Below are 18,391 nucleotides of genomic sequence, written 5' to 3'. Positions count from 1 at the left end.
CCATGCGCGGTACGGAATACCTCAGACGCCGCCGGTCAGCGCATCCGGGTGATCGCCGCCGGACTCGTTGACGATCTCCGCCGGGCTCTGCGGAGCCCGTACGGTCGCGAACTGCACCGCTCCGTCCGCACCGGCCCCGAAGCCATAGACCCCGGGCCGCGGAAGACTGTTGTAGCCGTAGTGGTTCGAGAAGTAGTACGCGCCGGTGTCCAGCGCCGCGATCACATCGCCCTGCTCCAGCAGCGGCAGCGGCCGCGCCTCGGCGAGCAGGTCGCCCGCGAAGCAGGCCGGTCCCGCGACGTCCTGCCGGACGTCCGCACCGGCCTTCGGGACGCCCTTGGAGTCGTACGCGGCGATGCGCAGCGGCCAGGAGATCGGGTCGTAGACGGTACGGGTGGCGACCTGCACGCCGGCGTGGGTGACCGCGATGGGGCGGGAGCCTGCCGTCTTCGCGTACTCGACGCGGGCGAGGACCGTGCCGTGCTTGGCGAGCAGGGACCGGCCGAACTCGGTGACCAGGCCGTAGCGCCCGTCGAGCAGCCCGGGGACCTGCTCCCTGAGCAGCCCGGCGTACTCGGCGAAGGTCGGGGTCTCCTCGTCGGAGGCGAAGTTGACCGGGAGGCCGCCGCCGATGTCGATGGTGTCGATCTGCTGCCGCCCGGCCGCGGCGTTGATCTCCTCGGCGAGCTCGTACACCGCTCGGACGCCCTGTGCCATCAGGGTCAGCGGCATGCCCTGCGAGCCGGAGTGGGTGTGCAGCCGGGTCAGCCACGGGCGGTCGAGATACGCGCGCACGACCCAGTCGCGAGCCCCGTCGTCGCGCAGCGCGACCCCGAATTTCGAGGTGGGGGTGGCTGTGGACAGCGCCCCGATGGCACCGCGGCCGATTTGCGGATTGACGCGCAGGCCCAGCGGGGAGCGGCTGCGGGCGGAGGAGACGAGGGCGTCGATGCGCGCGAGCTCCTGCGGATTGTCGGCGTTGACCGCGATCCCGAGGGCGAGCGCTTCGCGCAGCTCGGAGGGGGTCTTGGCGGGGGAGTCGAGAACCGTGCGGTCGGCGTCCACGCCGGCGGCCCTGGCCAGTGCCAGCTCGCCCGGACTCGCGACCTCCGCGCCGATGCCCTCGGCGCGCAGCAGCGCGAGTACGGGAACGAGGGGTGAGGCCTTCACGGCGAAGGCGTGCAGCACGGGTGCGTCGGTGACGGCAGTGAATGCCGCCCGCAGCGCGGCGGCGGAGGCGCGAATGCCGGCCACGTCGAGGAGGGCGGCGACCGGCTGCGCCTCGCTGAGAAGTCCCTGCTCCACTGCCGCTCGTACGGCCTGATCCCGACGGTCTGAAGCCATGTCCGCCAGCCAATCATCCGGGAGGCTGCGGCGCAGCTGTTGACTAAGACTATTCATCCAGACAGGATGTGAATAGATGAGCCAACAGTCATGGTCGCAGTCGCGAGGAGGCATTGCCATGTCAGGACCCCGCCCCGTACGGGCACCGCGCGGTACGGAACTGAGCGCCCTGGGATGGCAGCAGGAGGCCGCCCTCCGCATGCTCCAGAACAACCTCGACCCCGAGGTCGCCGAGCACCCGGACAAGCTCGTCGTCTACGGCGGCACCGGCAAGGCCGCCCGCGACTGGCGCTCCTTCGACGCGATGGTGCGCACGCTGCGGACGCTGAAGCAGGACGAGACGATGCTCGTCCAGTCCGGCCGCCCGGTCGGCGTGATGCAGACGCACGAGTGGGCGCCGCGCGTGCTCATCGCCAACTCCAACCTGGTCGGCGACTGGGCGAACTGGGAGGAGTTCCGGCGGCTCGAGGCTCTCGGCCTCACCATGTACGGTCAGATGACGGCCGGTTCGTGGATCTACATCGGCACGCAGGGCATCCTGCAGGGCACGTACGAGACGTTCGCCGCGGTCGCCGCCAAGAAGTTCGGCGGCACGCTGGCCGGGACGATTACTCTCACCGCCGGTCTGGGCGGGATGGGCGGCGCGCAGCCGCTCGCCGTGACCATGAACGACGGCGTCGCGATCTGCATCGACGTCGACCCGCGCGCGATCGAGCGCCGTATCGAGCACCGCTACCTGGATGTGCGCGCGAACTCGCTGGAACACGCCCTCCAGCTCGCCGTCGAGGCCCGCGACGCCCGCCGCCCGCTCTCCATCGGCCTGCTCGGCAACGCGGCGGAGCTGCTGCCGCGGATGCTCGCCGAAGGCGCGCCGATCGACATCGTGACCGACCAGACGAGCGCCCACGACCCGCTGTCGTACCTGCCGATCGGCGTCGACTTCGACGACATGCAGTCGTACGCGGCGGAGAAGCCGGCGGACTTCACCCAGCGCGCGCGTGAGTCCATGGCCAAGCATGTGGAAGCCATGGTCGGCTTCATGGACGCGGGCGCCGAGGTCTTCGACTACGGCAACTCGATCCGCGGCGAGGCCCAACTGGCCGGTTACGACCGGGCGTTCGCCTTCCCCGGCTTCGTCCCGGCGTACATCCGGCCGCTGTTCTGCGAGGGCAAGGGCCCGTTCCGCTGGGCCGCCCTGTCGGGTGAGGAGTCGGACATCCACAAGACCGACAAGGCGATGCTCGAGCTCTTCCCCGAGAACGAATCCCTGCACCGCTGGATCAAGATGGCCGGCGAGCGCGTCCACTTCCAGGGGCTGCCGGCCCGTATCTGCTGGCTCGGCTACGGCGAGCGGGACCGCGCGGGCGAGCGCTTCAACGACATGGTGGCGTCCGGCGAACTGGCCGCCCCGCTGGCGATCGGCCGCGACCACCTGGACTGCGGCTCGGTGGCGTCCCCGTACCGCGAGACGGAGGCCATGCTCGACGGCTCGGACGCGATCGCCGACTGGCCGCTGCTGAATGCGATGGTCAACGTCGCGTCCGGCGCGAGCTGGGTCTCCATCCACCACGGCGGCGGCGTCGGCATGGGCCGCTCCATCCACGCGGGCCAGGTCTCGGTGGCGGACGGCACGAAGCTGGCGGGCGAGAAGATCCGCCGGGTGCTGACGAACGACCCGGGCATGGGCGTCATCCGGCATGTGGATGCGGGCTACGACATCGCGGAGTCGGTCGCGGACGAGCGGGGCGTGCGTGTTCCGATGCGGGAGGGCGGGACGGCGTGACCGAGGAGACTTTCCCCCACCCCGCCCATTCCCGTAGCCGGGGCTCCGCCGCGGACCCCGGTCCTCAAACGCCGGACGGGCTGGGTGGGCCGGACGGGACCGGTGGTGGGCCGGACGGGGGCGGGGCTGGGGAAAGCTCCCCCTCCTTCCACGAAATGTGGCGGGACCTCGCGCCCATTGGGCGCGACGCCGACACCCGTGGGTACAGGAGGTACGCGTGGACCGAGGCCGACCGCGACTGCCGCGCCTGGTTCCAGGCGCAGGCCGAGTCCCGCGGTCTCGCCTACGAGGTCGACCGCAACGGCAACCAGTGGGCGTGGCTCGGCGCTGCGACATATAAGGACGTCGCCGCCGGGGACGCCGTCGTCACCGGCTCGCACCTCGACTCCGTCCCCGACGGCGGCGCGTTCGACGGTCCCCTCGGTGTCGTCTCCTCGTTCGCGGCGCTCGATGAACTCCGCCGCAGAGGAGCGCAGTTCACCCGGCCCCTCGCCATCACCAACTTCGGTGACGAGGAGGGCGCCCGCTTCGGCCTCGCCTGCGTCGGCTCACGCCTCGCGGCCGGACAGCTGACCCTCGAGGCGGCCCACCGGCTGCGCGACGCCGACGGGATCACCCTCCCGCAGGCCATGGAGGCCGCTGGATACGACCCGGAAGCCATCGGCCCGGACCCCGAACGGCTCGCCCGTATCGGCGCGTTCGTCGAGCTCCACGTCGAGCAGGGCCGGGCCCTCGACCTGTCCGGCGACCGGGTCGGCATCGCGTCCGCGATCTGGCCGCACGGCCGCTGGCGGTTCGACTTCCACGGCGAGGCCAACCACGCCGGCACGACCCGGCTCGTCGACCGCCGCGACCCGATGCTGACGTACGCGGAGACGGTCCTCGCCGCGCGCCGCGAGGCGGAACTCGCGGGCGCGGTCGCCACGTTCGGCAAGATCGCAGTCGAGCCGAACGCCGTCAACGCGATCCCCTCGCTGGTGCGCGGCTGGCTGGACTCCCGCGCCCCCGACCAGGCCACGCTCGACACCGTGACGGCCGGGATCGAGAGAGCCGCGCGCGAGTACGCAGACCGGCACGGGGTGGACCTGTCGGTCGTACGGGAATCCTTCACCCCCGTGATCGAGTTCGAGCACGCGCTGCGCGACGAGCTGAACAAGATCCTGGGCGGGGCGGTCCCGGTCCTCGGCACGGGCGCGGGCCACGACGCAGGTATTTTGTCCGGATCCATCCCGACGGCCATGCTGTTCGTACGGAACCCCACGGGCGTTTCGCACTCCCCGGCGGAGTTCGCCGCCGAGGACGACTGCGTGGCCGGGGTGCTCGCACTCGCCGACGTACTGGAGGGCCTCGCGTGCAGGTGACGTACTGGGCACAGAACGCCTGGCTGGAGACGAACGTCGAGCCGGGCGTGGCGCTGGAGGTGACCGACGGCCGGATCACCGCCGTACGCAAGGGGGTCGAGGCCCCGCCGCCCGGCGCGGTGGCGCTGCGCGGGCTGACGGTCCCGAGCCTGGCGAACGCGCACTCGCACGCCTTCCACCGGGCGTTGCGCGGGACGGCCCAGGTGGGCTCCGGGACGTTCTGGACCTGGCGCGAGGTGATGTACCAGGTGGCGTCCCGGCTGACGCCCGACTCGTACTTCTCCCTCGCGCGGGCGGTCTACGCGGAGATGGCGCTGGCGGGAATCACGGCGGTGGGCGAGTTCCACTATCTGCATCACGCGCCCGGGGGTGCGGCGTACTCCGACCCGAACGCGATGGGCGAGGCGCTGATCGCCGCGGCGGCGGATGCGGGGATCCGGATCACGCTGCTGGACACGGCGTATCTGTCGTCAGGCTTCGGTCAGGCCCCGAACAAGCATCAGCTGCGATTCTCCGACGGCACCGCACAGGCGTGGGCGGAGCGGGCGTCCGCGCTGAAGGACAGCGATCACGCGCTGATCGGCGCGGCGATCCATTCGGTACGAGCAGTCCCGGCCGGGCAGCTGAGCACGGTCGCGGAATGGGCCGCGGCCCGGCAGGCCCCGCTCCACGTCCACCTCTCCGAGCAGACGGCGGAGAACGACGCGTGCCTCGCCGCGCACGGGTGCACCCCGACGCGGTTGCTCGCCGACCACGGCGTACTCGGCCCACGTACGACGGGCGTCCACAACACGCATCTGACGGACGAGGACATCGCGCTGCTGGGCGGCACCACGACGGGCACGTGCATGTGCCCGACGACGGAACGCGACCTGGCGGACGGCATCGGCCCGGCGGCGGCGCTGCAGCGTGCGGGCTCCCCGCTGTCGCTCGGCAGCGACAGCCACGCGGTGATCGACCTGCTGGAGGAGGCGCGCGCGATGGAACTGAACGAACGCCTGCGCACGCGCACCCGCGGCCACTGGACCGCCGCGACGCTGCTGCGCGCGGCGACGGCGGACGGCCACGCGGCCCTCGGCCGCCCGGACGCGGGCCGCCTCGAGCCGGGCGCGCTCGCGGACTTCACGACGGTGGCGCTGGACTCGGTCCGCACGGCGGGCCCCGTGCCGCGCCTCGCGGCCGAGACGGCGGTCTTCGCGGCGACGTCGGCGGACGTACGCCACACGATCGTGGGAGGCCGGCAGGTTGTGCGGGACGGGGTGCACGCGCTGATCCCGGACGTCGCGGCGGCCCTGGCCTCGTCCATCGCGGCGCTGCGCGAATGACCAGCCCGGGCCCCTGCTGGGGCTCCCCCAGACCCCGCTCCTCAATCGCCGGAGGGGCTCCCTTGGAGCCGCACCACGTGACCGTTCGCCAGTGAAGAGGAACCCATGACCACCACAGTCATCACCAACATCGGCAGCCTCGTCACCAACGACCCCGCCCTCGGCGACGGAACCCCCATCGGGCTCCTCCAAAACGCCGCCGTCGTCATCGACGGCGACCGCATCGCCTGGACCGGCCCCGCCGCAAGCGCGCCCGACGCCGACGAGGCGTACGACGCCGGCGGCCGCGCCGCCGTCCCCGGGTTCGTCGACTCCCACTCGCACCTCGTCTTCGCGGGCGACCGCACCCAGGAGTTCAACGCCCGGATGTCCGGCCGCGCCTACTCCGCCGGCGGCATCCGCACCACCGTCGCCGCCACCCGCGCCGCCACCGACGAAGAACTGAGCGCCAACGTCGCGAAGTACATGGCCGAGGCCCTCCGCCAGGGCACCACCACCTTCGAGACCAAGTCCGGCTACGGGCTCACCGTCGAGGACGAGGCCCGCGCCCTGCGCATCGCCGCGCTCCACACCGACGAGGTCACCTACCTCGGCGCGCACATCGTCTCGCCCGACTACGCAGACGACCCCGCCGCATACGTCGCCCTCGTCACCGGCGAGATGCTCGACGCCTGTGCTCCGTACGCCCGTTGGGTCGACGTCTTCTGCGAGAAGGGCGCCTTCGACGGCGACCAGGCCCGCGCGGTCCTCACCGCCGGCAAGGCGAAGGGCCTGCACCCCCGTGTGCACGCCAACCAGCTGAGCTACGGCCCCGGCGTACAGCTCGCCGTCGAGCTCGACGCCGCGTCCGCCGACCACTGCACGCACCTCACCGACGCGGACGTCGACGCCCTCGCGAGCGGGAACACGGTCGCCACGCTGCTGCCCGGCGCGGAGTTCTCCACCCGCGCCGAGTGGCCGGACGCCCGCCGCCTGCTCGACGCGGGCGTGACCGTCGCGCTGTCCACGGACTGCAACCCGGGCTCGTCGTTCACGTCCTCCGTCCCGTTCTGCATCGCCCTCGCCGTACGGGACATGAAGATGACCCCCGACGAGGCGATCTGGTCCGCGACGGCCGGCGGGGCGCGGGCGCTGCGCCGTGACGACGTCGGCCGTATCACCCCCGGCGTCCGCGCCGACCTGGTGCTGCTCGACGCCCCGAGCCATGTCCACCTCGCCTACCGGCCGGGCGTCCCGCTCGTCTCGGACGTATGGCGTCAGGGCAAGAGGTGCCGGTAGCTGTCCGGGTTCTCCTCCAGGAACTCGCTGAAGCTCTTCGCCGGGTGCCTGGTCAACCGCGGTACGGCATCGGAGACGGTGGCCATCTCCCCGGCGGCGATCGCCTCGTACGAGGACACCCAGCCGGTGACCTCCCAGTCCTCGACGCCGTAGTGGGCCCGTGAGGCGTACGCCTCCTCACGCGTCTCGGCCACATAGGTGACCGTGCGCCCGGTGACCCGGCTCAGCTCCGCGGCAACCTCGGCGAGGGAGAGCGCGACGGGCCCGGTGACGTCGTACGTCGCCCCGTCGTGCCCATCGCCGAGCAGCGCGGCGGCGGCCACGTCCGCGATGTCCTCGTGCGCGACGGCGGCCACCCGCCCCTCGCCCGCGGGCCCGCGGATCACCCCGTCCGCCCCGGCCATCGCGGGCAGCTCGGCCAGATAGAAGCTGTCCCGCAGGAAGGTGTACGCCAGCCCCGTGCCCCGGATGTACTGCTCGGTGTGCCAGTGGTCGCGGGCGTACGTGAACGTCGCGTCGGCCGCGGCGCCCAGGAAGGACACGTACACGATGCGCTCGATCCCCGCCGCGACGGCCGCGTCGACGGCGCTGGTGTGCACCCGCACCCGTTCGCGCGCCTCGTGCGCGGAGACGAGAAACAGCGTCCGCGCCCCGTCGAGGGCCCGCCGCATCGCTTCCCCGTCCCCGTAATCGGCGGCGGGCCCGATGTCGGCCCCGGCCAGCGCGGGCAGCCGCCCCGGATCCCGCCCAAGCAGCCGAACGGGGGCCCCGGCCCCGACAAGCCGACGGGCAACCCGCCCCCCGACGCGGCCGCTGGCTCCGGTGACGGCGATGACAGGTGGCATGGGGGTGTCCTCTCGTCGTGCTGCCTGCTCCGAGGCTACGGCCGGGCTTTCACCGAATCCGGTGAGCAGCGCTTCGACCGCGAAGCGGCAGCGCTCCGCGTCGTCCACCCCGGCTCCAGCAGCATCGGCAACCAGGACGTGCTGCTGGATGAGGTGACGGATCCCGTCGGCGTCGGCAGCGTAGTCGCGGTGGGCTTTCACCAGGTCGTACACGGGCGCAATGTCTGAGAGCACCTTGCTCACCCCTGGGACGTGTCCATCGGAGGACGGGGCGGCGGGGCAGTGCCGTCGGTCAACCGCCGTACTTTGCGCCGACGAACATCAACGCCACAAAGATCAGCAGCACGAACCCGAGGATGCAGCCGCACCCTGAGCTGTCAAGTGACTGAACCGAGGTTTTGTTTGATTCACGCAGGAACAACCATGCGGCGATCCCAAGCACCAGAAGTATCGGAACAACTGCATCAACCATGGCGTCCCCCACTGCTCGCCGTTGGGCTACCGCCCAACATGCCTATCACTGAGCGCCAGAGAGCTTACTGATTCCGCTGGATTCCTCCCAGCGCAGCCGTGTCGGGCAATGCCTCTCCGTGCCCCGCGCCCGAATTGTCAGGCGGCGCGCGGCGCAGGCGGGCACCTTCGTTAAAGGGGCATCCAGCAAAGCCAGTCGGCGGTCCGCCGGGGCCTGGAAACCACCGCCCCGGCGCAAGGAGCCTCAGGCTGCGCGCAGTTCCGCGATCACCTTGATCGCCTCGGCGGTCAGATCGGCGGGGCACCCCCAGTAGTCGTAGATGCCTCCACGGCCGCGGTTGCTGCCGCAGACGACGAAGACTCCCGTGCCCAGCCGCGCCTTGAGGTGCGTGGCCAGCCAGCCGACGAAACCGCTGTTGTCCGCCCCGTCCGGGAAGTGGAAGGAAAAGATCCCGAACCGTTCGGCGTCGTTGGCGTCGTCGGCATCGCCGCCGCTTCCCGCGGCGGGAACCAGGCGGCTCCAGCTGTCCTCGTCCCGGACCACGGCCAGCGTGTCCGAGGTGAGAGCCGGCGGCCGGTCGGCCGGGAACTCCTCAAAGAGCCACAGGCCTTCATGGATCACGAAGTCGGCTCCGGCGATCACGCGTTGGAGGCGCTCTTCGGTCTGCTGGGCGGTCTCGACACTGACACTGACCATGAGCGCGCTCCTCGATGTCTGAGATCTCTTTGGGCGGACGTCCCCTGTCGGCGGCCGCGTGACCAGTCTTCTCAGCCAGTCCTACACCTGAGGCTTCCAGACGTAGCGGACGTCCGGCTCATGTTCCTCATTGCGCAGTCCGTCGGTGCGCTCAACCGCGATGAAGCCGTGCCGCTCGTAGAACCGTTGTGCCGATCCGTTGACCTGGAACGTCCACAGTCCCAGTCCGTCGGGCCGCTGCTCCTTGGCCAAGTCCACGAACCGGTCGCCCACACCCCGGCCGCGCCACGACGGATCGAGGTAGAGCTGTTCCAGCTCCCCGCCGTCGAGTACCAGGAGCCCGACCACGGAGCCCTCGGCGACGGCTACCCAGGTCTCGTACTGCGGCACGACCACGTAAGTGAACCAGTCCCGCACCTCGTCGTCGCCGTGCGCGCGGCGCACCGTCGGCAGCGCAGCGGTGAAGGAGCGCAGCCACACGTCGGCCATGTCGGCCGCGTCAGAGTCATCCGCACGCCGAAAGACAAGCTCAGCACTGTTCACAGCGCGCGACTGTCGCAGATGAGTGATCCTGACGCATCCGAATTTAAGGTCGCTGCCCATCAACGATCACTGACGTCATGCGGACCGTAGGGTGTTGCACGTGAATCGGCACATAGATTTCGAGCGCCTGCACAACTTCCGGGACATGGGCGGCTATCGCACCCAGGACGGACGTACCGTGCGCTGGGGCCGCCTGTACCGGTCCGACTCGCTCTCCAAGCTCCAGGGAGCCGACTGGGACCGTTTCCTTTCGCTGGGCGTGCGCACGGTGATCGATCTGCGCTACCCGTGGGAGATCGAAGCCAAGGGCCGGGTGCCCGGAGCGGAGCAGCAAACCTACGTCAACCTCAGCGTGGAGCATCGTCCTTACGACCAGGCGGAGATCGACCCCGGCCTCGACCCCTGGCGCTTCCTCGCCGACCGCTACGCGGAGGTCGCCCTCGACGGCGCCGAGCAACTGAGGCAGGCACTCGAGGTCATCGCAGCCGAGAGCGCCCCGCAGGTCTTCCACTGCGCCTCGGGCAAGGACCGCACCGGGCTGCTGGCCGCCCTGGTTCTCTCGCTCCTGGGTGTGGGCGTGGACGACATCGCCGCGGACTTCGCACTCACCGAACAGGCCACGGACCGGCTGATCGCAGACTGGAAAGCAGCCAACCCGGCCCGGACGCTGACGTGGCCCGGCTACGGGCGAGCACCGGAAGAGGTCATGCGGCTGTTCCTGTCCGACCTGGCTGCCACCTACGGCTCGGTGCACGACTACGCGGTCAAGCACCTCGGCGTCGACGAACCCTTGATCTCCCAGCTACGCACGCAGCTCCTGGACTGATTCTCGCGACGGCGACCAACGCTCGGCGGATATCAGGTCACCCGCCCCTCACCTTCCCGCACGCGCGCGTTCAGGATCAGCAGCACCCCCGCCCACAGCATCCACAGCGCCAGCAGCAGCGGCGTGAACCACGCGCTGACCGGCCCCGCCAGCGACAGCACGGCCACCACGAAGCCCGCCCAGCCGAGCCAGGCCGGTACCGCGCGGGTCTCCTGTGCCGCGCGCCAGATCGCGAAGAGCATCACCGCCGCGCCCGCCATCGCCGCGACCATCGCGCCGTACGCCACGTGCAGCAGCAGGATCGCGGCGAGCGAGGTCGCCGGGACGACCGGGAAGACGTCGGAGTGGTTCACCGTGATCGCGAAGATGTTCCCGGCGAGCGCCGCGACCATGAGGAACACGGTGAACACCGTGCCGCCCACCAGCACCAGGTGCGAGCGGTTGCCGGCCAGCCGGGAGAGTGCGACCAGGAAGAACAGGAACAGCAGCCCCGCCGCCAGCAGGATCAGTGTCGCCGCTTCCGAGAGGTCCCGGTTGCTGTCCTTGGCGTAGAAGAGCACGACCCTCCTGATCGCGCCCCTTCCCTCGATGTCGGGTGTGCGCATCCACAGCACATGCCCGGTGATCAGCAATGCCGCGGCCGCCAGACCGGCGATCCCGGGCCACAGGTCTCTGTGCGGGGCGGGTTCCGCGTGCGGAGCGGGTTCCGTGCTCTGCGACGCCATCATCGTGGCCTCCCATGCGAGCATCCCCGAGAAGGGCCTTTTGTTATTCTTTGACGTTCCTATTCCATTTTGTCACCTGCTCGCAAAGGCCGTACGGCGTGCGTGGCACAGTGGGCCGATGAAGACCATCGGGCTGATCGGCGGCATGAGCTGGGAATCCAGCGCGGAGTACTACCGGCTCCTCAACGAGCTTGTACGTCAGCGTCTCGGCGGGCTGCACTCCGCCAAGTGCCTTCTCCACTCCCTCGACTTCGCCGAGATCGAGGAGCTCCAGGTCGCGGGCGAGTGGCAGCGTGCCGGCGAGATTCTCGCCGAGGCCGCCAGAGGGCTCCAGGCCGCGGGCGCGGACTTGCTGCTGATCTGCACGAACACCATGCACAAGGTCGCGGGCCAGGTGGAGGCCGCCGTATCGGTCCCGCTGCTGCATCTCGCGGATGCCACCGCCGATGCCGTACGGGCCGCGGGCATCGGCCGCGTCGGGCTGCTCGGGACCGCCTTCACCATGGAGCAGGCCTTCTACCGGGACCGGCTGGCCGGGCACGGGCTCGACGTGCTCACGCCGGACGGCGAAGGGCGTGCGCTGGTGCACCGGGTGATCTACGAGGAGCTGTGCCTCGGTGTCGTACGCGAGGAATCCCGCGCCGCCTACCAGGACGTCATCGGCAAGCTCGTCGCCGCCGGGGCGGAAGGCGTCGTACTCGGGTGCACCGAGATCGAGTTGCTGATCCGGGACGAGGACAGTCCCGTGCCCCTCTTTCCGACGACCCGGCTGCACGCCGAGGCCGCCGTGGACGCGGCGCTGCGGTAGCGGCTCGCGCTACGGGCCAGAGGCTCGCCCCGCCGGCAGCCTCGCCCCACGGGCCAGGGGGGCGAGCCAAAGGCCTCAGGGCCGCGGGCGTACCGGCAGCTTCTGCACGCTGTTGCCGACGAAGCTTGCGTGCCGCGGCAGTTCCGCCTCCGGGATCGCCAGGTCCAGCTCCGGGAAGCGCGCGAAGAGCTGCTCCAGCGCGATCGTCGCCTCCATCCGCGCCAGCGGCGAGCCCAGGCAGTAGTGCGGGCCGTGCCCCAGCGAGAGATGCCGGGCGCCGCCGCTCCTGGTGATGTCGAAGCGGTCCGCGTCCGGGCCGTGCGCGGCCTTGTCGCGGCCCGCGGCCGAGTAACCGGCAAGCACTGGCGTGCCCTTGGGGATCAGCGTCCCGTCGAGCGTGAGATCACGGGTCGGATAGCGGAACGGGAAGAAGCTGACCGGGCTGTCCCAGCGCAGCGTCTCCTCGACCACGTCCGACCAGGACGCCTTGCCGGACTGTACGAGCTCCAGCTGGTCCCGGTGCGCGCACAGCGCGCGGACGGCGTTGGTGATCAGGTTCAGCGTCGTCTCGTGCCCGGCGATGATCATCAGCAGCAGGGTGCCGATCAGCTCGTGCTCGCTGAGCCGGTCGCCGTCCTCCTCGCGGGCGGCGATCAGGGCGCTGGTCAGGTCGTCGCCCGGGTTCTCCATACGGGTCGCGGCGACCGACGCGAGGACCGCCACCATCTCCCGGTTCGCCTCCATCGCCTCCTCGGGGCCGATGGAGGTGCTGACCACCTGGTTCGACAGATGGTGCAGCCGGTCCTGGTGCTCGGCGTCCACACCGAGGAGTTCGCAGATCACGCCCATCGGCAGCGGCAGCGCGAAGTGGGTACGCAGATCGGCCACGCCGCCGCCCGCCGTGGCCGCCTCGCCCAGGCCGTCCAGCAGCTGTGCCGTCACCGTCTCGATCCGCGGCCTCAGCTCCTCCACCCGCCGTGCCGTGAACGCCTTGCTCACCAGCGAGCGCAGCCGCCGGTGGTCCGCGTCGTCGGCGGTGATCATGCCCTGTACGGTCGCGAAGGTCTTCAGCGGCCAGCCGTCGGGTATCTCCCCGTCGCGCAGCGCGGTGAAGTGCTCGGCACCCTTGGCGACATCGGGGTGGGCGAGGAACTCCTTGAGCGCGTCATGGCCGAGCACAGCCATGCCCGCCACATCACCGGGGAGCACGACCGGAGCGACGGCGCCTTCGGCGAGCAGCCGGGCGTTGTCCGCGTGCGGGCAGCCGCCGGCCGGGTTCATCCGGTGCGGGGTGTCACGTGAGGTGGTCAACTGGGCTCTCCTCCGGCGACGCGGCAGCAGGAGCGATCCTATGAGCAACAGGAGTGCGTGCGAACGTCAGTTGGACAACTCCCGCTCACATTGCCGACGCGTCGGCCCCCCCTTTCCCCTCCCGTCACTCGGGCATCAGCTGTATTCAGCCATTCCGGTTCCTTCACGGATCCGTCACAAGAAGGGCGTCGCTCCCTACCCTGTCGGGATATAGCCCGGTACCGTCCTGTCCCGGGGAAGCTCAAGGGGGAGGACCGGGGGGTCGAGTTGAGCGGTGTACGCATTCGTGTGCTGAAACCGGACGAGTTGGGCGAGGCGGAGGCCGAGGCCTGGCGGGAACTGCGCGCCAAGAGCGGGGCGCCCGCCAATCCGTTCATGGAGCCCGAGTTCACCCTGGCCGTCGGCCGGGTGCGGCCCGCGGCCAGGGTGGCGGTGCTGTGGGAGGACGGGGAGCCGGCCGGCTTCTTCCCGTACGAACAAGGGCCGCTCGGTCACGGCCGCGCGATCGGCCTGGGGGTCAGTGACTGCCAGGGCGCGGTCCTGCGCCCGGGGCTGACGATCGCGCCCCGTGAACTGCTGCGGGCCTGCGCGCTGTCGGCCTGGGAGTTCGACAATCTCGAAACGGGTCAAGGCGTGTTCCAGCCGGACGCCGCCGAAGAGTTCGCCTCTCCCGTCATCGACGTCGGCGCGGGCTACGCGGCGTACGAAGAGGTGCTGCGCGCCCAGTCGCCCAAGTTCCTCAAGACGACGCTGGCCAAGGAGCGCAAGCTGGGGCGGCAGGTGGGCGAGGTGCGGTTCGTCTTCGACGAGCGCGACCCGGCCGCGCTGCGCACCCTCATGGAGTGGAAGTCCGCTCAGTACCGCAGGACCGGCCGCCGGGACCGCTTCGCCAGGGAGTGGATCAGCACCCTCGTGCGGCTGCTGCACGAGACGCGCACGCCCGGCTGCTCGGGGGTGCTCTCCGTGCTGTACGCCGCGGACCGGCCCGTCGCCGCGCACTTCGGGCTGCGCTCCTCCACCGTGCTGTCCTGCTGGTTTCCGGCGTACGAACCCGAGTTCGCGAAGTACTCACCGGGTCTGATCCTGCATCTGCGGATGGCCGAGTCGGCCGCCGCGGAAGGCATCGGGATGCTCGATCTGGGGCGCGGGGCGGCCGAGTACAAGGACGCGCTGAAGACCGGCGAGCTGCGGGTGTACGAGGGCTCGCCCGTACGGCCGGGGGCGCGGGCCGCTCTGTACTGGCTGAGCCGCGAGCCCGCGCGCCGCGCGCACAGTTTCGTACGCGGCAGACCGCGGCTGGCCGAATACGCGCAGAAGACGCTCAACCAGATCGGCAGGCTGCGGGGCAACTGACCGCCGGAGCATCCGCGCAAGCGGGGGGAGTCTTGTGAACAGCACACCGCACAGACGGAACACGCCGGGCACGGCGCCCGGGCAGGTCACGGCACCCGGGCCCGACGCGGCGCGCGGACAAGGCGCTTCGCGCACGCCTCGGTTCGCCGAGATCCAGGTGGCCGAGCTGGACCTGGAAGGTCCCGACGGAGCCGTGCTCAGCTTCGGCCCCGCGCAGGCCGGCGGCCCGGCCGTCCGGGGCGGCGACGTCTATGCACTCGTACGTCTCCGCGGCCGCCCCGTCGCCACCGTCGTCTGCCGCGTCCCGCCCGGCAAGGCGCCCGCCGACGCCGTCGCCGCGGCCGCCCGCGCGGCCCTCGCGGGCCGCGAGCCCCCCGCACCGGCCCCGCCCGGGGATCCGGTGCGTGCAAGCGTCGTCGTCGCCACCCGTGAGCGCGCCGACCAGCTCGCCCGCGCGCTCGACTCGCTGCTGGAGCAGGACCACCCGGACTTCGAGATCGTCGTCGTCGACAACGCGCCCGTCACCAGCGCCACCCAGGATCTCGTCGAGAACAAGTACGGCGAGCGCGTCCGGTACGTCCGCGAGTCCGTGCCCGGCCTCGCGATCGCCCACAACCGCGGGATCGCCGTCGCCGACGGCGCGGTCATCGCCTTCACGGACGACGACGTCGTGGCCGACCCGCACTGGCTCACCGCGCTCACCGCGCCCTTCGCCGCCGACCCGGGCCTGGGCTGCGCGACCGGGCTGATCCTGCCCGCCCGGCTGCGCACGCCCGCGCAGATCCTCCTGGAGAGCCACGGCGGCTTCGCCAAGGGCTTCGAGGCGCGGCTCTACGACCCGGCGCACCCGCCCGCGGACGAGCCGCTCTTCCCGTTCACCGCGGGCAGCTTCGGCTCCGGCGCCAACATGGCCTTCCGTGCCACGGCGCTGCGGGACATCGGTGGCTTCGACCCCGCCACCGGCACCGGCACCCCCGCCAGGGGAGGTGACGACCTGTACGCGTTTGTGAGCGTCCTCGCCGCCGGGCACCGGCTGCGCTACACACCCGACGCGCTCGTCTGGCACCACCACAGGGAGACCTGGCAGGACCTGAGGAACCAGGCGTACGGATACGGCGCCGGCCTCACCGCGTATCTCACCGCCCTCTTGGTGCGCCGCCCCGCCCTGCTGCCCGCGCTGCTGCGGAAGCTGCCGCGCGGCCTCGCGCACGCCCGCACCATCACCGCCCACCGCGAGGCTGCCGGGGCGGCGGTGCCGGGGGCGCACGGGGCGCAGGACTATCCCTGGCCGCGCCAGCTGTCCCGGCTCGAGCGCCGCGGCATGCTGGCCGGGCCGGTCGGGTATGCGAAGGCACGCCGACGGGTCCGGGGCGTGCCGCTCCCCTGGGACCAGCGGAGGGAGAAGTGAGAGGCGATGGTGCGACGATGCCCCGGATTCCCGTACTGCTCTACCACGCCGTGATGGACGATCCGCCCGACTGGATCGCCGAATTCACGGTCACGCCAAGGGACTTCGGCGCACAGCTGGACGCGATCGTGGCCAGCGGCCGCACCCCGGTCCCGATCAGCGCTCTCGTGAGCCACCTCGCCGGCCGCTCGCCGCTGCCGGACCGGCCCGTCGTCCTCACCTTCGACGACGGCTTCGCCGATCTGCCCGGCCCCACTGCCGAGGCGCTCGCCTCGCGCGCGCTGCCCGCCACCGCGTATCTCACCACCGGGGCCATCACGCCCGGCCGGCGCAGCCTGCTGCCGCCCGCGCCGATGATGACGCTCTCCCAGGCGCCGCTCCTCGAGCGGTACGGCATGGAGGTTGGCGCCCACACCGTCACGCACCCCCAGCTGGACACCCTTCCGCCCAGCGCGCTCCGCCGGGAGCTGCACGAGCCCAAGGCGGTGCTGGAGGACGTACTCGGCCATGAGGTGGCGCATCTCGCCTATCCGCACGGCTACAACAGCCCGGCCGTGCGCAAGGCGGCTCTCGGCGCCGGCTATGCCTCCGCGGTCGCCGTCCGGCACGCGCTGAGCTCCGAGACCGACGAGGCGTACCGCATCGCCCGCCTCATCCTGCGACGCACCCACACGGTCGCAGACATCGAGGCATGGATGGACGGGCGGGGCGCTCCGGTCGCGCCGTTCCCCGATTCGCTGCCGACGATCGGCTGGCGGCTCTACCGACGGGCCCGTGCGGCCGTCAGAGGCCCGGTCTTCGCGGGCTAGGCCATTTCCACGATGCGGAATGTGAGAGTTGTGGCATTCCGGGTAACTGCACAGTATGAATGCATTCATGTACGCACAGGCCGACCAGCTCGCGGATCCTCTCGCCCGGGGGCTGGGGGCCTCCATCGCGCCGGTCGCCGCCGTCGTGGTCATCGGCGTGGTGATCTTCGTCGCGGCGATGTGGGCGAACCGCAGACGCCCCTACGAGCCGCCGAGCCCCGAGGAGCAGCCGCGGCCCCCGGAGCACCCCACCCACCTTGGGGAGACCCGGGAACCCGACGACGACTTCGGTGCCGAGGGCGGGAAGCGCCGCGTCCTGCCGCACGAGATGAAGGGGTACGGGAACTTCGGATCCCACACGTCTCACGGCGAACGGCCCCCCGACGACGAGAACAGCGGAGGAGCGTCCGGCAGTGGCCGGGTCGGCGGCTGACCAACAGCGCGACCGGGCGCGACCGGGATTCGTCATGGCCGCGGCTGGTTGAAGTACGGGTCGGAGACCGCCTTGCGCAGGCTCTTCCAGGACTCGTCCCTGGCCAGTGAGAGGTCGCAGCCGGGACCCGGGTCCCGGTAGTTCCACTGGAGCGCGGCCCGTACCCCCTCCAACTCCTTGACTACACGCGGCACTTGCTCGTACCACTCGGCCTGGGCGGACGGCTTCGCGGGATCGTCCGCCGTGCCGAACTCCGAGAGCATCAGCGGCTTGTCCGCGGAGAGGTTCTCGCGGATCCATTCGTGGGACGCCGTCTGCGTCTCCTCGAAGCTCTGCCATTCGGCCTTGTGGCAGCGGAAGTAGTTGTACTGGTTGTAGCCGATCCAGTCGACGTACGCGTCGCCCGGATAGAGCGTGCGGAACAGCTCACTGTGGCCGGTGTAGCCGGTGATGACCCACGTCCACACCACATTCGTCACACCCAGCTCACGGAACCGGTCATGGATGTGCCGGTAGGCGGCGACGTACTCGGCGGGTGTGCCGTTGGCGGGCGTGCGGGTGTCCATCTCCAGGTCGAAGGAGAGGAACAGCGGCTTGCCGTACGCCTTGATCCGCTTCGCCTGGACATCGATCACGCTCTTGTCGAGCGCCCCGGAGGCGATCTGCTTCCAGCTGGGCTGCTGCGCCGGGGTGCCGCTCCACCACTTGCTCTCCCAGGACAGCAGCAGCATCCGGTCCTTGCCGACGCGCTGCTCCTGCTCGGTCAGCAGCTGTCCCTCCAGGCCGTCCAGGGACATGTCGTGGTACGTGTAGACGATGTCCAGCGTGCGGCCGATGCGCTTCTCGTAGGCGAGGACGTTCTCTTCGAGGTCTGGCTTGGCGTGCCGTACGTATGCGCCGAACCAGGCGCCGCAGCGCGGCACCAGCAGTTTGGTCGGCCTGCATTCGGCGCTGTGCGCCGAGGGGTTGGAGTCGTCGGAACCGGAGGACGTGAGGGCGAGTACGCCCACGAGCAGCACGCCGACGAGGGCTGTGGACACGGCCCACCTTCGTCGTCGGTCGTGCGGCCTG

At 71.0% G+C, this 18,391-nt stretch carries 18 protein-coding genes; 10 read left to right on the top strand and 8 right to left on the bottom strand.

The annotated features are described in order from the left end of the window. Nucleotides 1-21 precede the first annotated feature (21 nt). The gene (locus ACZ3H8_RS28970) at nucleotides 22-1,344 is read right to left on the bottom strand and encodes a type III PLP-dependent enzyme domain-containing protein (protein ID WP_467406888.1); all 1,323 of its coding nucleotides are present in this window, start codon (nucleotides 1,342-1,344) and stop codon (nucleotides 22-24) included. A 118-nt stretch (nucleotides 1,345-1,462) separates the two neighbouring features. Between ACZ3H8_RS28970 and hutU the strand changes: the two genes are divergently transcribed. From hutU to hutI, 4 genes are all read left to right on the top strand, one after another. After that, the gene (hutU, locus tag ACZ3H8_RS28965; protein WP_467406885.1) at nucleotides 1,463-3,127 is read left to right on the top strand and encodes a urocanate hydratase; all 1,665 of its coding nucleotides are present in this window, start codon (nucleotides 1,463-1,465) and stop codon (nucleotides 3,125-3,127) included. Between the two features lie 155 nt (nucleotides 3,128-3,282). Then, entirely contained in the window at nucleotides 3,283-4,488 is a 1,206-nt protein-coding gene (locus ACZ3H8_RS28960) for an allantoate amidohydrolase (RefSeq protein WP_467406883.1), read from the top strand. Continuing rightward, complete coding sequence (locus ACZ3H8_RS28955; protein WP_467406880.1) at nucleotides 4,479-5,813, top strand: formimidoylglutamate deiminase; 1,335 nt, start codon at nucleotides 4,479-4,481, stop codon at nucleotides 5,811-5,813. Before ACZ3H8_RS28960 ends, ACZ3H8_RS28955 begins: the two co-directional genes overlap by 10 nt. A 105-nt stretch (nucleotides 5,814-5,918) precedes the next feature. Then, entirely contained in the window at nucleotides 5,919-7,091 is a 1,173-nt protein-coding gene (gene hutI, locus ACZ3H8_RS28950) for an imidazolonepropionase (protein ID WP_467406877.1), read from the top strand. Here hutI and ACZ3H8_RS28945 read toward each other — a convergent pair. From ACZ3H8_RS28945 to ACZ3H8_RS28930, 4 genes are all read right to left on the bottom strand, one after another. Further along, nucleotides 7,070-7,936, bottom strand: a complete 867-nt coding sequence (locus ACZ3H8_RS28945) for an SDR family oxidoreductase (RefSeq protein ID WP_467407301.1) — start codon at nucleotides 7,934-7,936, stop codon at nucleotides 7,070-7,072. The two genes, hutI and ACZ3H8_RS28945, sit on opposite strands and share 22 nt — an antisense overlap. A gap of 292 nt (nucleotides 7,937-8,228) precedes the next feature. Next, the gene (locus ACZ3H8_RS28940) at nucleotides 8,229-8,408 is read right to left on the bottom strand and encodes a hypothetical protein (RefSeq protein ID WP_307663008.1); all 180 of its coding nucleotides are present in this window, start codon (nucleotides 8,406-8,408) and stop codon (nucleotides 8,229-8,231) included. Nucleotides 8,409-8,651: 243 nt separating this feature from the next. Beyond that, nucleotides 8,652-9,104, bottom strand: coding sequence for a DUF6196 family protein (locus ACZ3H8_RS28935; RefSeq protein ID WP_467406875.1), 453 nt, complete (start codon nucleotides 9,102-9,104; stop codon nucleotides 8,652-8,654). 81 nt (nucleotides 9,105-9,185) lie between these two features. After that, nucleotides 9,186-9,593, bottom strand: coding sequence for a GNAT family N-acetyltransferase (locus ACZ3H8_RS28930; RefSeq protein ID WP_467406873.1), 408 nt, complete (start codon nucleotides 9,591-9,593; stop codon nucleotides 9,186-9,188). 154 nt (nucleotides 9,594-9,747) lie between these two features. Between ACZ3H8_RS28930 and ACZ3H8_RS28925 the strand changes: the two genes are divergently transcribed. Then, the gene (locus ACZ3H8_RS28925; protein WP_467406871.1) at nucleotides 9,748-10,473 is read left to right on the top strand and encodes a tyrosine-protein phosphatase; all 726 of its coding nucleotides are present in this window, start codon (nucleotides 9,748-9,750) and stop codon (nucleotides 10,471-10,473) included. Nucleotides 10,474-10,505: 32 nt separating this feature from the next. Here the strand turns inward: ACZ3H8_RS28925 and ACZ3H8_RS28920 are convergent, their stop codons facing one another. Beyond that, entirely contained in the window at nucleotides 10,506-11,222 is a 717-nt protein-coding gene (locus ACZ3H8_RS28920) for a hypothetical protein (protein ID WP_467406868.1), read from the bottom strand. 94 nt (nucleotides 11,223-11,316) lie between these two features. Here ACZ3H8_RS28920 and ACZ3H8_RS28915 point away from each other — a divergent pair, with 94 nt between their 5' ends. Continuing rightward, nucleotides 11,317-12,006 (top strand): aspartate/glutamate racemase family protein, encoded by a 690-nt coding sequence (locus tag ACZ3H8_RS28915; RefSeq protein ID WP_467406866.1) that lies wholly within the window; start codon nucleotides 11,317-11,319, stop codon nucleotides 12,004-12,006. A 75-nt stretch (nucleotides 12,007-12,081) separates the two neighbouring features. Here the strand turns inward: ACZ3H8_RS28915 and ACZ3H8_RS28910 are convergent, their stop codons facing one another. Beyond that, on the bottom strand, nucleotides 12,082-13,287 hold the full coding sequence (locus tag ACZ3H8_RS28910) for a cytochrome P450 family protein (protein ID WP_467407299.1): 1,206 nt from the start codon (nucleotides 13,285-13,287) through the stop codon (nucleotides 12,082-12,084). 312 nt (nucleotides 13,288-13,599) lie between these two features. Here ACZ3H8_RS28910 and ACZ3H8_RS28905 point away from each other — a divergent pair, with 312 nt between their 5' ends. The 4 genes from ACZ3H8_RS28905 to ACZ3H8_RS28890 all read left to right on the top strand — a co-directional run bounded on the left by ACZ3H8_RS28905 (nucleotide 13,600) and on the right by ACZ3H8_RS28890 (nucleotide 17,320). Next, complete coding sequence (locus ACZ3H8_RS28905; RefSeq protein ID WP_467407298.1) at nucleotides 13,600-14,670, top strand: GNAT family N-acetyltransferase; 1,071 nt, start codon at nucleotides 13,600-13,602, stop codon at nucleotides 14,668-14,670. Nucleotides 14,671-14,821: 151 nt separating this feature from the next. Beyond that, the gene (locus ACZ3H8_RS28900) at nucleotides 14,822-16,078 is read left to right on the top strand and encodes a glycosyltransferase family 2 protein (RefSeq protein ID WP_467407296.1); all 1,257 of its coding nucleotides are present in this window, start codon (nucleotides 14,822-14,824) and stop codon (nucleotides 16,076-16,078) included. A 17-nt stretch (nucleotides 16,079-16,095) separates the two neighbouring features. Continuing rightward, nucleotides 16,096-16,887 (top strand): polysaccharide deacetylase family protein, encoded by a 792-nt coding sequence (locus ACZ3H8_RS28895; protein WP_467406864.1) that lies wholly within the window; start codon nucleotides 16,096-16,098, stop codon nucleotides 16,885-16,887. A gap of 55 nt (nucleotides 16,888-16,942) precedes the next feature. Then, nucleotides 16,943-17,320 carry a DUF6479 family protein gene (locus tag ACZ3H8_RS28890; RefSeq protein ID WP_467406862.1) on the top strand — a complete coding sequence of 126 codons (378 nt, stop codon included), beginning with the start codon at nucleotides 16,943-16,945 and terminating at the stop codon, nucleotides 17,318-17,320. Between the two features lie 32 nt (nucleotides 17,321-17,352). Here the strand turns inward: ACZ3H8_RS28890 and ACZ3H8_RS28885 are convergent, their stop codons facing one another. Beyond that, on the bottom strand, nucleotides 17,353-18,360 hold the full coding sequence (locus ACZ3H8_RS28885; protein ID WP_467406860.1) for a glycoside hydrolase family 26 protein: 1,008 nt from the start codon (nucleotides 18,358-18,360) through the stop codon (nucleotides 17,353-17,355). Nucleotides 18,361-18,391 lie beyond the last annotated feature (31 nt).

It is taken from the genome of Streptomyces sp. NPDC002868 (genome assembly GCF_055563295.1).
The sequence above is the reverse complement of the archived record's forward strand: the minus strand, read 5'-3'. Positions and strand labels throughout refer to the sequence as shown.

Bases quoted from the DNA above. Each gene is read 5' to 3' on its own strand.
- ACZ3H8_RS28970 (WP_467406888.1), bottom strand. From the start codon at position 1,344: ATGGCTTCAGACCGTCGGGATCAGGCCGTACGAGCGGCAGTGGAGCAG.
- hutU (WP_467406885.1), top strand. From the start codon at position 1,463: ATGTCAGGACCCCGCCCCGTACGGGCACCGCGCGGTACGGAACTGAGC.
- ACZ3H8_RS28960 (WP_467406883.1), top strand. From the start codon at position 3,283: ATGTGGCGGGACCTCGCGCCCATTGGGCGCGACGCCGACACCCGTGGG.
- hutI (WP_467406877.1), top strand. From the start codon at position 5,919: ATGACCACCACAGTCATCACCAACATCGGCAGCCTCGTCACCAACGAC.
- ACZ3H8_RS28945 (WP_467407301.1), bottom strand. From the start codon at position 7,936: ATGCCACCTGTCATCGCCGTCACCGGAGCCAGCGGCCGCGTCGGGGGG.
- ACZ3H8_RS28940 (WP_307663008.1), bottom strand. From the start codon at position 8,408: ATGGTTGATGCAGTTGTTCCGATACTTCTGGTGCTTGGGATCGCCGCA.
- ACZ3H8_RS28935 (WP_467406875.1), bottom strand. From the start codon at position 9,104: ATGGTCAGTGTCAGTGTCGAGACCGCCCAGCAGACCGAAGAGCGCCTC.
- ACZ3H8_RS28930 (WP_467406873.1), bottom strand. From the start codon at position 9,593: ATGGCCGACGTGTGGCTGCGCTCCTTCACCGCTGCGCTGCCGACGGTG.
- ACZ3H8_RS28920 (WP_467406868.1), bottom strand. From the start codon at position 11,222: ATGCTCGCATGGGAGGCCACGATGATGGCGTCGCAGAGCACGGAACCC.
- ACZ3H8_RS28915 (WP_467406866.1), top strand. From the start codon at position 11,317: ATGAAGACCATCGGGCTGATCGGCGGCATGAGCTGGGAATCCAGCGCG.
- ACZ3H8_RS28910 (WP_467407299.1), bottom strand. From the start codon at position 13,287: ATGAACCCGGCCGGCGGCTGCCCGCACGCGGACAACGCCCGGCTGCTC.
- ACZ3H8_RS28895 (WP_467406864.1), top strand. From the start codon at position 16,096: ATGCCCCGGATTCCCGTACTGCTCTACCACGCCGTGATGGACGATCCG.
- ACZ3H8_RS28890 (WP_467406862.1), top strand. From the start codon at position 16,943: ATGAATGCATTCATGTACGCACAGGCCGACCAGCTCGCGGATCCTCTC.